We start from the raw sequence: 13,664 nt of genomic DNA, 5'->3' as shown, positions 1-13,664 counted from the left end.
CTACCCGCCGGTGCCCTTCGATGCCTTCCTGGGCGGACGGCGATGGCGTGAAGCGCAGGTCCAGGTCGCCGACCTTGGCGCTGAACTCGCAGAGGGCGCGCACTGCCACGCTGTAGCTCAAGACGCCTCGCTCCAACGCACATGGCACACCGCGACCGCCAGCCCGTTGGCCCTGCAGAACTCCAGCCAGCGTAGCTGATTGTCCTGCAGGCGGTCGCCGGGGCCCTTGACCTCGACCATGCGATAGCGACCCTGCTCGGGCCAGAACTGGATCAGGTCGGGCATACCGGCGCGGTTGTTGCGAATGTCCTGCAGCAGGCGCACGAAGCAGTGTTTCAGCTGAGCGGCCGGCAGGCACGCCAGCGCCTGCTGCAGCAGCGCCTCGCTGAGCATGGGCCAGAACACGAACGGTGACTGCAAGCCTTGTTTGGCCGCGTAGCAATCGAGAATCGCCTGGCGATGGCTGCCATCGTCAAGGCGCCCCAGGCAGCGTTCGAACACGGCGCTTCGCCGCTGCTGGAAGTCGCTGTCGTGCAGGTCCTGGGGTGCAGACTGGAACGGGTTAAAGAACGCGCCAGCTACCGGGGCGAAGATCGCCTCCCAGCACAGCAGGCCGAACAGGCTGTTGAGCAGCGTGTTCTCCACGTAATGCACATGCCCACCCGCTTCGGCGAGGTGCTGACGCACGGCTTCTTCCACGCCCAGCGCGGCGTGCTCGCGGGGCAGCTCGAGCTCGATCAGCTCAAGTGGCGCGACCCGCTGGCGCCGCTGTGGCGGACCGCCAAGCTTGCGCGCCAGGCGCGGCAGCATGCGCTCAAGCGCCTGCACCTCGAGTGCGTTGGCCGGCGCCGCCGCCAGTTGCAACGCCAGCGCATGGGCCTGCGGCCATTGCTCGCTACGCTCCAGCACCCGCACCTGGCGAATGCGCGCCTGGGCATGGCTGCACTGCGCGTACACGGCCAAGGCCTGGGCCCAGTCGCCCAGGCGCTCGCATTGCTGGCCCAGGGCGAACTGCAAACGCGCATGGCGCCTGCTCAGCCATGGATTGTCGCTGTGCAGGCCCTGCATCGCCGCCAGGATCGCGACCGGGTCGTCGCCCTGCTCCAGGCGCTCGGCGCACTGGTGCAAGGCAATCGCCAGATCGACTTCGGCACGTTGCTGCAAGGCGCGTGAATCGGTGCTGAACGGCACCTGCTCGTAGCGCAGCAGGCCGAGATCAGCAAGCACGAAGTCTGACCAGTCCTGGTACAGGTTGCCGAAAAACAGCAGGCGCATGCGGTCGCACAGCGGTTGCAGGCACCAGTGCAGGATGCGCACCTCGCTGTCCGGGAACCACTCGGCCAGCGGCCGGGCTGCCAGCTCCAGGGCTTGCAGTTGTGCCAGCAGTTCATGCTTGGGGGCACGGGGGCGGCTTAGTTGCCGGGCAAAACACCGCGCCAGTTCGTCCTTGCGCAGCAAGACGAACAGCTGCTCCAGCGCCAGTTGTTCGGGTTCACGCACCCAACCCAAGGCCTGCAAAGGCTGCAGCGCCTGCCAGGTATCGCCGATTTCGGCATAGTCCAGGCGATCGCTGCGAAACAGCTCCCCTTTGCGCATGACCATGCGCACCATCAAGGCCTGGGCAGGCGCGTCCAGTTGGCTGAATGTACGGATGAAGGACAGTTCCTGATCGTCGAGCAGGTCTTCGTAACGCTGCTCGACCCACAGCAGCACCTGGCGGAAATTGTGCAGGTAGTAGAACGGGTCGTCGACAGAGTGGGCAATCACGGGGCGAGATCGGGTAACGGGGACAGGCACTGGTTATACATACAGACCTGCCTGACTGGCAAGTGCCGTGGGTCAGGTGGTGTGCCGGAAGGGCCGCGCAGCAGCCCCTCGGATTCATGTGGCGGTTCGGGATGTTGGGGCTGCTGCGCAGCCTATCGCGACGTCAGGCCGCTCCTACACTACGGCCAGGCCGGCAGCCTGGGGCTTGGCACTGCCAATCGGTGCCTGCAACAGCAGGAAGTACGCCACCGCCGAGCACAGCGCCACCACCGCGCTGATCATGAAAGCGGTGTTGAACGAACCCGAGTACTGGATGCTGAAACCGGTGACGATCGGCGCCACCGAACCGGCAATGTAGCCGCCGAAGTTCTGGATCGAGCCAAACGAGGCGACGCGCTGGCTGTCGACGATGGTGTTGACGATCATCCAGGCGGTGGCGCTGGCCATGTTGATGCTGAACAGCGCCAGGCACAGCAGGATGATGCAGCCGGTCAGGCCGCTGACGAACGACAGCGGCAAGGTGAACAGCGCCGCCAGTACCAGGCCGGTGATGACACTGAACTTGCGGCTGCCCAGCACGCTCATGCCGCGCTTCACCAGCCTGTCGCAGAAGCGCCCGGCAACGATGGTGCCCGCCGCGCCGAAGCCATAGGCCAGCGATACCACCCAGGCAGTCTTGTACAGGTCCAGGCCGTGCTCGCGCTCGAAGTAGCCGGGCAGCCAGGTCAGGTGCAGCCAGAGCATGTAGATCACGCCCATGAAGCCCAGTACCGCGCCCCAGGTGCTGCGGTGCTTGAACAAATCGAGCCAGCCAGCGAAGTAAGAGGCCTTCGGTGCCTGCTCGGCAGCTGCCGGCGTCTGCTGCTCACGCGGCAGCGGCTCGCCTGCAGCTGCCAGGTCTGCCAGGTAGCGCGCCTTGCTCTTGTAGAAACTCAGCCAGCACACCGCCAGCACCATACCAATCACGCCGGTGATGATGAACATGCCGCGCCAGCCGAAGTTGACCATGAACAGCGTCAGCAAGGGCGGTGCCAGGCACGGGCCAAGGCAGGTCGAGGACCAGACCAGACCGGTCGGGGTACCGCGCTCGTTGGCGTCGAACCACTCCGACAGGGCCTTGGCCGCCGACGGGAACATCGGCGCCTCGCCAATCCCCAGCAACACACGCAGGCCCATGAAGCCGGCAAAGCTGTTGACCATGCCGAACGCCGCCTGGGCCACCGACCAGCCCAGCAGCGAGGCGCCGAGGGCGACCTTGCTGCCCAGGCGGTCGATGATCATGCCCATGGGCAGCTGGGCAAAGGCATAGGCAATGGAGAACGCCGACAACAGGATGCCCATCTGCGAAGGGCTGATCATCATGTCTTTCTGGATCGAGGTGTTGGCGATCGACAGCGCACTACGGTCCAGGTAATTGACGATGCCGATCAGCAGCAGGAACACAACGGTGATGCGTTGGTACTTCTTCATAGGGTTCATGTGATGACCTTTATTATTATTGTTGCCGCGCTATCAGCGCCTCGGCGATCCGTCGTGCATGCCGCCCCTCCCTGGAGAAACGCGCCGCTCAGGGCTGGCGCGCGGTTGTAGCCACTTGCAGCAGGCCGCGTCGGCCAAGGCTGTCGATCAGCGCGCGCAGGCCGAACTCCCATCGCGGTGCCACGTCGCTGGTGGTCACGCGGTTGCACAGGGTACCCAGTTGCGGGTTGCTGATGCTCACAACGTCGCCCGCCTTGTGGGTGAAACCGTTGCCCGGCTGGTCGCGGTCCTGCTTGGGCGCGAACAGGGTACCGAGGAACAGCACCAGGCCGTCGGGATATTGATGGTTTTCGTTGAGGGTCTGCTGCACCAGATCCTGCGGGTCGCGGCTGATCTGGCGCATGGAACTGCGCCCGGACAGGACGAAACCGTCTTCGCCTTCGACCCGCAAGTCGACTTCGGCATTGCGCACATCATCCAGGCCAAAGCTTTCGTCGAACAGCCGCAGCAGCGGGCCCAGGGCGGTTGATGCATTGTTGTCCTTGGCCTTGGACAGCAGCAAGGCACTGCGCCCTTCGAAATCGCGCAGGTTGACGTCATTGCCCAGCATCGCGCCCTTGATGCTGCCATCGCTGGAAACCGCAAGCACCACTTCGGGTTCCGGGTTGTTCCAGCTGGACTTGGGGTGAATGCCGATGTTGGCGCCGTGGCCGACCGCAGACAGCGGCTGGGCCTTGGTGAACACCTCGGCATCCGGGCCAATGCCCACTTCCAGGTATTGCGACCACAAGCCCTGCTCCACCAGCACCTTGCGCAGCGCTTCGGCCTGGGCCGAGCCCGGGACGATCTGCGACAGGTCGGCGCCGATGCGGCTGGCCAGGGTGTCACGGATGGCGTCGGCCTTGGCCGGGTCGCCCTTGGCCTGCTCTTCCACTACACGCTCCAGCAGGCTGGCGGCGAAGGTCACGCCAGCGGCCTTGACCGCCTGCAGGTCGATGGGCGCCAGCAACCATGGCTGGCGCAGGTCGCGCCGGGCCGGGTCGCTGTTGTCCAGCAGCGCCTGCAGCCCGGCCAACGGCCTGGCCAGCGGCAAGGCACGCAGGTAGGCCACCGGGTCGGCCACTTCCAGCAGGGCCGAAACGGTCGCCACGTGGCCGCTGATATCATACACGGCACCTGCTTTTACCAGCACCACCGCGGGGCCCTGGTCCGGCAGCCAGACCCGCCCTACCCAGCTGCCGCATTCAAACGCGCTGGTATCGTGACTCAGGAGCAAAAGTTGCTTGGCGTCTGATCGATCAGTCATCGATGTACCCTTGTTGTGATTTATTGGGAAAGTGCTGGCAGTTGCAGCTGCGCGGCCAGGCGGTCAAGGTCGGCCACCAGCTGCGGCGCAAGCTTCAGGCCGTGCTCCAGGGCCTGCCGGCGCAGCGCGAGCCCGGCCTGCCCAGGCAGTCGCACCGGGCGCTCAGGGTCGAGCGGGCGGCTGGCGAGAACCAGTCGACCGAGGAAGCTGGTTTCGTCGGTGAACGCGTCCAGCCCGCCGAAGAACCGCGGGTCGATGACCACCGCAGTGGCCGACGCCCCCCACTGGTCCGGGGCATCCTTGCGTCCGTGGCCGGCCAGCCCCGAGGTCAGGGCTTCCACCAGAAGCGCCAGGGCGAAACCCTTGTGGCCAAAGGCCTGGCCGCCCAGGGGCAGGATGCTGCCTTGCGGGCTGGTGTAGAAGTCGTGCGGGTCGTCACTCAGCTGGCCGTCGTTGCTCACCAGCACCGGGTGCGGCAGGCGGCTACCGGCATCGCGGCACTGGCCGACCAGGCCGAGGGTGACGGTGGACATGCTCACATCCAGCAAAATCGGGTCACCCCGGGTCGGGATACCGGCAGCAATCGGATTCGGGGTGTAGACCGGGTCGACGCCGCCGTGAGCACAGACCAGGCCCACCGACGGGTCCGAGGAATACACCATCGCCACCAGGCCCTGGTCTGTGTAGGGCTTCAGGTAGGCCGCCAGGCAGCCGATATGCGCGGCGCGGCGTACCACGGCGATTCCGATGCCCTGCTCGGTCGCGCCCTTTGCCGCGCAGTCCAGGGCGCGGCTGACGCAATACGGCCCCAACACATAATGGCCATCGAACAGGCTGGAGACACCACCGTCCGAGACTTGTTCGAGCGCCTGGGCGCGAGCCTTGACCTGCCCGTCGAGCATACCGCCGATGTAACGGCTGACCAGGTTCAGGCCATGGGTACGGTGCCCCAGCAGTTCGCCTTCGAGCAGCACCCGGGTCACCACCTGGGCGACTTCGGCATCGGCACCGGCTTTCACGAACAGCTGCTCGACAAAGATGGTGAGCGCTTGCACGTTGTAATCTGTGGTTTGAGTCATTGTGGTTGCCTTTTAAACGGGACGAGTGCGCTCGATCAGGTCACGGCGCCGATCTGCCAGGGCACGAATTCGTTTTGCCCATAGCCGTGCTGTTCGCTTTTGCTGCGTGCCCCGGAAGCAATGCGCAGCATTTGCTCGAAGATGTAAGCGCCGCGCTCCTCGATGCTGGTGGAGCCGTCGGCGATGCCGCCGCAGTTGACGTCCATGTCCTCCTCCTGGTGTTCGAACACGCGGTTGTTGGTGGCCAGCTTGATCGACGGCGCCGGGGCGCAGCCGTAGGCCGAGCCACGCCCGGTGGTGAAAGCGATCAGGTTGGCCCCACCCGCTACCTGGCCGGTGGCCGAAACCGGGTCGTACCCGGGGGTATCCATGAACACCAGGCCGTGGGCACGCACGGGTTGCGCGTATTGGTACACATCGACCAGATTGCTGGAGCCGGCCTTGGCCACCGCGCCCAGCGATTTCTCGAGGATGGTGGTCAGGCCCCCGGCCTTGTTGCCGGCCGAAGGGTTGTTGTTCAGTTCGGCGTTCATGCGCCTGCAGTAGTCCTCCCACCAGCGAATGCGCGCTAGCAGCTTCTCGCCCACCTCTCGGCTGACTGCACGGCGGGTCAGCAAGTGCTCGGCGCCGTAGATTTCCGGGGTCTCGGACAGGATCGCGGTACCCCCTGCCGCCACCAGGCGGTCGACGGCATTACCCAGTGCCGGGTTGGCAGTGATCCCCGAGTAACCGTCGGAGCCGCCACATTGCAGGCCGACCACCAGGTGCCGTGCGCTGACCGGCTGGCGTCGGACCTGGTTGGCCTGGACCAGTAGACCGCAGACCTGCTCGATACCGGCCGCGATGGTTTTCGAGGTGCCGCCGATACCTTGGATGGTGAAGGTGCGCAGCTGCGCACTGGCCTGCAGGCCTTGGGTTTCCAGCAGGCTGTCGATCTGATTGGTTTCGCAACCCAGGCCAATGATCAGCACGGCGGCGAAATTGGCATGCACGGCGTACCCGGCCAAGGTGCGGCGCAACAGGCCAAGTGCCTCACCGCTTGGGTCTACTGCGCAGCCGGCACCGTGGGTCAGGGCCACCACGCCGTCGATGTTCGGGTAAGCGGCCAGCGCCTCGGGGTGGATGTCCCGACGGAAATGGTCGGCTACGGCGCGGGCGACAGTTGCCGAGCAGTTCACCGAGGTAAGGATGCCGATGTAGTTGCGCGTCGCGACCCGGCCATCGGCGCGCACGATGCCCTGGAACTGCGCCTGACTGCTCGGCTGGGTGCGGGTATCGACGCCAAAGGCATAGTCACGGGCAAAGTCGCCCATCTGCACGTTGTGCACATGCACATGGTCGCCGGCGTCGATCGGCTGTGAAGCAAAACCGATGATCTGACCGTAGCGGCGTAGCGGTTGGCCCTGCTCAACGCGCTCGGTGGCCACTTTGTGGCCGGAGGGAATCGGCTGGCGCACGGTAATGGCCTCGGTGTCCAGGCGCAGGCCTTGCGCCAGGGCCTGGCGGGCGATCAGCACGTTGTCCAGCGGGTTGAGGCGGATGACGGCAAGGTCACCTGTTTTGGCAATCAGTTGCATGGGACCTCTCAGGACGGCGCGGCTGGCTTCTTTTTATGGCTGACACCTACTGTAAGAAGCCTTGGGCGACATTCCCAATGAGATGATCCGATCGAACGATAACCTGGGGTTATCGGGAGGCAGTGGAGAGATGAGATTGGCGATCGCCGGTAGGGCCTTCAGGGCTGCTTCGCAGGCAGGCCAGCTCCTGCAGTGATCGCATGAGGGCTGACAAATGCTGTGGCAAGCACCTGTCAGCCCTGACGTAACCTCCCAAAGACCCTAGAATCTCCACCTCAATGTCTCAGCGCTCATGGCTGTTCAGCACTGGCCCTCCCGACGCCGCCGCGCCCCCTCCAGCAGAATCTCGACAAAGGCTCGGGCCGAAGCGCTCAGTGGCTCATCCTTGCGGGTGACCACGCCATACTCCAGGGCGGCCAGGTGCAATGGGCTGCGCAGTTCCTTGAGCTGGCCGCTGGCCAACTGCGCGGCAACCATCGAGCGCGGCAGCATGGCGATCATCGGCGCCGATTGCAGCAGTTGCAGGAACATCGGCATGCTGATGGTTTCCACGCTGTCGGCGGGCGTGGCCAGACCGGCCACCCGGAATGCCTGCTCCAGGCGATTGCGGATCGGCGTGCCGACCGGGTACAACACCCATGGCCAGTCACCCAGCGCCGCCAGAGGCGTGCTGTGCAGCTGGTTGAGCGGGTGTTCGCTGTTGACCACCAGGCTGAAAGGCTCGGGCTCCAGGGGCTGGAAGTCGAACAGCTGGCTGAAACGCTCTTCGGTGAACCGGCCGATCATGATGTCGAGCTTGTTCTGTTCGAGCATGGTCAGCAGGTGGTCGCTGGAATGCTCCACCACCTCGATCGACAGCAACGGGCTGCGGGCCTTGATGGCGGCAATGGCCTGCGGCAGTACCTGCGCGGTAGCGGCAAAAATCCCGCCGACACGGATAAAGCCGTGCCCGCCGTTGCGCAGGCGGTTGACCTGGTCGACGAACTGCTGCGACTCGGCCAGTGCGCCCTGGGCGTAACGCACCACGTATTCGCCCAGCTCGGTGGGCGGCATGCTGCGCGGCAGGCGCTCGAACAAGGCGAAGCCGAACTGCTCCTCCAGGTCCCGCAGCATCTTGCTCAGTGCCGGCTGACTGAGGTTCATGCGGGTGGCGGTGGCGTGCATGTTGCGGGTGCGCGCCAAGGTGTCGATCAGCACCAGGTGCTTGTAGCGGATCCAGTTGCAAAAGCTGGAATGGGTCATGTCCGGCGGCATCGACGCAGGGCCTCAGGCAAGTGAAAAGGCAGGGTTATTGCGCCCGCAAGTAGCGCAGCAAGGTGGCCAGGGCAACCGAGTCGGGCCGCGAGCGCAGGGTCAGCACGCCCAGGTTGGCCATGGCCAAAGGCAACTCCACCGGCAGGATGGCAACCATGCCGTAGCGGGCATAATGCTCGGCCACGTCATTGGGCACCACCGCGATCATCTCGGACGCTTCAAGCATGGCCGTGGTGGCCAGGATCGAGGCAGTCTCGACGATGTCCAGCGACTGCACCATGCCGCCGGCCTGCAGGGCACTTTCGACGCGGCGGCGCATCGGGCTGCCAATGGGGTGCAGGATCCACGTCTGGGCGACCAGGTCGGCCAGTTGCAACTCGGTGACCGCTGCCAACGGGTGGCCGGCGCGGGCAATCACGCGCATCTGCTCACCGCCATCGAACAACTCGATGTTCAGGTCCTGGCTGTCGCTCTGGTCTGGCAGGCGCCCGACCACCATGTCGAAATCGCCTCGCAGCAAGGCCGGCAGCAAGGTATCGCTGGTGCCGACTTCCAGAGAGATGCGCACCTTGGGGTGGTCGCGTTTGTAGGCCAGCACCGCCCTGGTCAGCACACCCGGCACCGGGCCCATGACACTGCCCACCCGCACCAGGCCCAGTGCCCCGCGCGTCAGCTCGGCGATTTGCGCCTGGGCATGCTCAAACTCATGCAGCGCGTTTTGCGCATAGCGGATCATCACCTCGCCATACAGCGTGGCCTGCATCCCGCGCGGCAAGCGTTCGAACAAGCGCACGCCCAGGCGCTCCTCAAGTTGCTGCAGCAGCAGGCTGGCCGCCGGTTGCGTGGTGTGCATCGCGGCCGCAGCACGGCGCAGGTTGGCAAATTCGCCCAGGGCATTGAGCAGCGTTATCTGGCGGCTGGAAATCTTCAACGCGCCGAGGCTGGCAGGCGCCTGGGCGCTGTCGGGTGGCAAGCGAGGCATATCGAATCCGGTATCGCTGATTAAGAATTGGCGATTATGCCTGTATCAATGCACAACCTACAGTCAGTGCTCCCAGTGCCTGAGCAGAACAAGAGCCGACCATGAGCATACGCATTACCCACCTCAGCGTTCGCGACATCCGTTTCCCCACTTCGCTGTCGCTGGATGGCTCCGATGCCATGAACAGCGCCCCCGACTATTCGGCCGCCTACGTAGTACTGCACACCGACGCCGAAGCCCTTGAAGGCCATGGCCTGACCTTCACCATCGGCCGTGGCAACGAGATTTGCGCGGCGGCGGTGCAGTCGCTGGCGCCGTTGATCGTCGGCCTCACCCTCGAAGAAATCACCGCCGACATGGGCGGCTTCTGGCACCGCTTCACGGTCAGCGACAGCCAGTTACGCTGGCTGGGCCCGGAAAAGGGCGTGATACACCTGGCCACCGCGGCCATCGTCAATGCCGTGTGGGATCTGTGGGCCAAGCACGAAGGCAAGCCGGTGTGGAAACTGCTGGCCGACATGACGCCCGAGCAGCTGGTGCGCTGCCTGGACTTCAGCTACGTCACCGACGTGCTCACCCCCGAAGAAGCCATCGCCCTGCTGCGCCGCCAGGCTCCCGGCAAACCCCAGCGCGAGGCACAGATGCTGCGCGAAGGCTACCCCGGCTACACCACCGCTCCGGGCTGGCTGGGCTACAGCGAAGAAAAAATGCGCACGCTGGCCCGCGAAGCTGTGGAGGACGGCTGGACGCATATCAAGCAGAAGATCGGCGCAGACCTGGAAGAGGACATTCGCCGCGCCAGCATCCTGCGCGATGAAATCGGCTGGGAGCGGACCCTGATGATGGATGCCAACCAGGTCTGGGGAGTAGACGAATCGGTCGCCAACATGCGCCGCCTGGCGGCCTTCGAGCCGTTGTGGATCGAAGAGCCGACCAGCCCGGACGACATTCTCGGCCATGCCACCATCCGCCAACGCATTGCCCCGATCGGCGTCGCCACGGGCGAGCATTGCCACAACCGGGTGATGTTCAAGCAGATGTTCCAGGCCGGTGCGCTGGACTTCTGCCAGCTGGACGCCGCCCGTCTCGGTGGGCTGAATGAGGTGCTGATCGTGCTGCTGATGGCTGCCAAGTACGACGTGCCGGTGTGCCCGCATGGCGGTGGTGTCGGGCTGTGCGAATATGTGCAGAACATCGCACTGTTCGATTTCATCGCAGTGTCTGCCTCGCTGCACAACCGGGTACTGGAGTACGTCGACCACTTGCACGAGCACTTCATCGACCCGGTGGTGATCCGCCGCGGGCGCTACATGCCCCCGCAACGCCCCGGCTACAGCATCGAAATGCATGCCGAAACCCTGGAGCGCTATCAGTACCCCAATGGCGCGGTGTGGCTCGACATCAACCGTTCCTGACCCTCAGACCTGGATGTGCCGACCGTGTGCGGCACACCACCAGCACTTTCATCGGGGAAAAAAACAATGACAACCCTCACCGGCAGCGCAGCGGCCTCGGCCCCTGCCGCCTCCACCGAGCAGCGCCTGAACGGCTTGCTGCTGCGCAAATTGATGCCACTGCTCATCGTGGTCTACGTGATGAGCTTTCTTGACCGCACCAACATCGCCCTGGCCAAGGCCAGCATGGGTGTGGACCTGGGCCTGTCGGCAGCAGCCTATGGCCTGGGCGCCGGCCTGTTCTTCCTGACTTATGCCTTGGCCGAAGTGCCCAGCAACCTGATAATGCACCGAGTGGGCGCGCGCTTCTGGATCACCCGCATCATGATCACCTGGGGCGTGCTGTCGGCGGGCATGGCCTTCGTCCAGGGCGAAACCTCGTTCTACATCATGCGCTTGTTGCTGGGGGTTGCCGAAGCAGGCCTGTTCCCCGGTGTAATGCTGTACCTCACCTACTGGTTCGACCGCGAACAGCGCGCCCGCGCCACCGGTTACTTCCTGCTGGGCGTGTGCCTGGCCAATATCCTCAGCGGGCCGCTGGGGGGTGCCCTGCTGGAAATGGACGGGGTTATGGGCTGGCATGGCTGGCAGTGGTTGTTCGTGCTCGAAGGGCTACCCGCCGTGGCCCTGGCCTACGTGGTCTGGAAGAAGCTACCTGACGGGCCCGCCGCAGCGCCCTGGCTGTCGGCCTCCGACGCCCAGCACATCGAACGGCGCCTGGCCGCCGAGCGGGCGGACGCACCGCAGCAGAGCAAACTGGGGCAGATGTTCCGCGACCGGCAGACCTGGCTGGCGATCGTGGTGTACTTCGTGCACCAGATCACCATCTACACGGTGATTTTCTTTCTGCCGGGCATCATCGGTACCTACGCAGCGCTATCGCCTTTCCAGGTCGGCTTGCTGACTGCGGTGCCGTGGATTGCTGCCGCCATCGGCGCCGCCACCTTGCCACGGCTGGCCACCTCCCCCCGGCGCTGCCGCACGCTTTTGTTCTTCGGCCTGCTGACCATGGCGGCGGGGTTGCTGCTGGCGTCGCTGAGCAATTCGTTCATCGGGCTGATCGGTTTTTCACTGACCGCCCTGATGCTGTTCGTGGTGCAGTCGATCATCTTCGTCTTCCCTTCCAGCCGCCTGAGCGGTAACGCACTGGCGGCTGGCCTGGCGTTCGTCACCACCTGCGGCCTGCTGGGCGGGTTTGTCGGGCCGTCGGTGATGGGGGTGATTGAGCAGACCACTGGCAGTACTCGCAACGGGTTGTGGATCATTGCGGCGTTGCTGGTGTTTGCAGCGCTGGTCAGTACGCGCTTGCGCCAGGGGCAGGAGTGACTGCGTAGCTGAGCGGGTCGGCCTGTCTGGAGATTGCATAAGGGCTGAGAAGTGTTTGCCGTAAGGTATGCAGCGCTCGAGCTCACAGGCGCTGCATATCTAGCGGCAAGCACCTTTCGCAGGCCGCCCGCAACGCAGCTCCAGCACCTGCGCCAAGCGCTCCACCGCCTGCTGCAGATCGTCTGGGTCATCCCCCAGCCACACCAGCGCCAGGTACTGCTGGTAACGCCCCTGCAGGCTGAACTGCGTACCCGGTAGGGCATGCAAGGCCGAACCTGCCAGCGCAACAACTACCTCAGCCCACGGCAGCGGTTGGTGAAAGCGAACCCACAGCGTTCGCCCGCCCTGAGGTATTTCCAACGCCACCCGCGGGCCAAACTGCAGCTCCAGCGCACGCGCCAGGCTTTGCGTACGCCTTTGCAACTGGTTGCGCAGCTGTGCCAGCTGCGTCTCGATTTCACCTTTGCCCAGCATGTGCGCAAGCGCTTGCAGGCGCAGCGGCGCCAGCCGGAACGCACGTTCGCCGAACGCCTTGGCCAGCGCGCCGTCATGGCCCAGTACATAGGCATACGGCGCCTCGGCCCCCACTGCAGCCTCGAACGCCCCAACTACCAACAGCCAACGCGGGTCGATCCAGTCGCGCAGGCGTGCGTGCGGCGGCCCGCTGAAACACAGTTCACTGTCCAGGTCGTTTTCCAACAGCCATACCGGGTGTTGGCCAAGCAACTGGCCAAGCTGCTGCAGGTGGTACGAGGAAAACAGCCGGCCCTGTGGCGTGCCCAGACACGACGGCATTACCAGCATGCGCACAGGTTCGCTCCTCAGCAAACTGGCCAGGGCACGCAAGTCCGGGTTGCCACGGCTGTCCAGTGGCACCTCCAGCACGCGCATGCCCGCGCGCGCCAGGGCGCCCAACACCTGCCAGCAACAGGGCGAATGTACCAGCACGGTGGTGCCGTGCAGGGCCAGCGCTGCCAGCAGCGTCTCCAGCAGCGCCAGTACATCCGGGGCCAGTTGCACGTCATCAGCACGCCAGTACTGGTTGGAAGAGCGGGTATAACGTTCTGCAACCGCATTGCGCAGCCGCGCACTGCCAAGCGCCTCCCACGGCGCAGCGCTGGCGGCACGCTGGCGGGCCATGCGCCGTTCGTGGGCGAGCAAGGCCCGCTCCAGCACTGGCTGAACGGGCAAGGGCGGCTGTCGGGGCATGGCCACAGCCTCCTGTTTGCCTGCGCCCAGCACGTAGTACCCCGACCGTGGCAGGCACTGCACGCGGCCCTCCTCCTCCAGCAGGTTGTAGGCACTCTGCACCGTGACCAACGATACCCGCAGCCGCCGGGACAGCGCACGCAACGACGGTAACCGGCAAGGGGAGGCACCCGCTGCCTGGTCGATCAACGCCTCCAGGTAGCGATAAACCTTGCGGTAGGCGAACTCCCC

11 protein-coding genes are annotated in these 13,664 nt (G+C 65.0%); 2 read left to right on the top strand and 9 right to left on the bottom strand.

The window, feature by feature from the left end; translation table 11 throughout:
* From HP547_RS29710 to HP547_RS19220, 8 genes are all read right to left on the bottom strand, one after another.
* Positions 1 to 178, bottom strand: a 178-nt coding sequence (locus HP547_RS29710; protein WP_256676378.1) for a hypothetical protein, incomplete at its 3' end; no start/stop codon positions are given.
* Positions 118 to 1,767: a VRR-NUC domain-containing protein gene (locus HP547_RS19250; RefSeq protein WP_172287098.1), complete on the bottom strand. Its 1,650-nt coding sequence runs from the start codon at positions 1,765 to 1,767 to the stop codon at positions 118 to 120. The genes HP547_RS19250 and HP547_RS29710, both read right to left, overlap by 61 nt.
* A 174-nt stretch (positions 1,768 to 1,941) precedes the next feature.
* Positions 1,942 to 3,237, bottom strand: coding sequence for an MFS transporter (locus tag HP547_RS19245; protein ID WP_172231168.1), 1,296 nt, complete (start codon positions 3,235 to 3,237; stop codon positions 1,942 to 1,944).
* A gap of 97 nt (positions 3,238 to 3,334) precedes the next feature.
* Positions 3,335 to 4,552 carry a fumarylacetoacetate hydrolase family protein gene (locus HP547_RS19240; RefSeq protein ID WP_172287097.1) on the bottom strand — a complete coding sequence of 406 codons (1,218 nt, stop codon included), beginning with the start codon at positions 4,550 to 4,552 and terminating at the stop codon, positions 3,335 to 3,337.
* A gap of 20 nt (positions 4,553 to 4,572) precedes the next feature.
* Entirely contained in the window at positions 4,573 to 5,631 is a 1,059-nt protein-coding gene (locus HP547_RS19235; protein WP_172287096.1) for an Ldh family oxidoreductase, read from the bottom strand.
* A gap of 35 nt (positions 5,632 to 5,666) precedes the next feature.
* On the bottom strand, positions 5,667 to 7,208 hold the full coding sequence (locus tag HP547_RS19230; protein ID WP_172287095.1) for a UxaA family hydrolase: 1,542 nt from the start codon (positions 7,206 to 7,208) through the stop codon (positions 5,667 to 5,669).
* A gap of 300 nt (positions 7,209 to 7,508) precedes the next feature.
* Positions 7,509 to 8,462 (bottom strand): LysR family transcriptional regulator, encoded by a 954-nt coding sequence (locus HP547_RS19225; RefSeq protein WP_172224234.1) that lies wholly within the window; start codon positions 8,460 to 8,462, stop codon positions 7,509 to 7,511.
* Positions 8,463 to 8,496: 34 nt separating this feature from the next.
* Positions 8,497 to 9,444 carry a LysR family transcriptional regulator gene (locus HP547_RS19220; RefSeq protein WP_172287094.1) on the bottom strand — a complete coding sequence of 316 codons (948 nt, stop codon included), beginning with the start codon at positions 9,442 to 9,444 and terminating at the stop codon, positions 8,497 to 8,499.
* Between the two features lie 101 nt (positions 9,445 to 9,545).
* Here HP547_RS19220 and HP547_RS19215 point away from each other — a divergent pair, with 101 nt between their 5' ends.
* Both HP547_RS19215 and HP547_RS19210 read left to right on the top strand, forming a co-directional pair.
* Entirely contained in the window at positions 9,546 to 10,859 is a 1,314-nt protein-coding gene (locus tag HP547_RS19215) for an L-fuconate dehydratase (protein WP_172224228.1), read from the top strand.
* A gap of 66 nt (positions 10,860 to 10,925) precedes the next feature.
* Positions 10,926 to 12,224: an MFS transporter gene (locus tag HP547_RS19210; protein ID WP_172287093.1), complete on the top strand. Its 1,299-nt coding sequence runs from the start codon at positions 10,926 to 10,928 to the stop codon at positions 12,222 to 12,224.
* Between the two features lie 99 nt (positions 12,225 to 12,323).
* Here HP547_RS19210 and HP547_RS19205 read toward each other — a convergent pair.
* A partial coding sequence (locus tag HP547_RS19205; protein ID WP_256676377.1) for an aminotransferase class I/II-fold pyridoxal phosphate-dependent enzyme occupies positions 12,324 to 13,664 on the bottom strand: 1,341 nt, incomplete at its 5' end.

Source organism: Pseudomonas sp. CM27 (assembly GCF_013179515.1).
Lineage (GTDB): Bacteria > Pseudomonadota > Gammaproteobacteria > Pseudomonadales > Pseudomonadaceae > Aquipseudomonas.
This window is presented reverse-complemented; position numbering and strand designations above follow the sequence as displayed.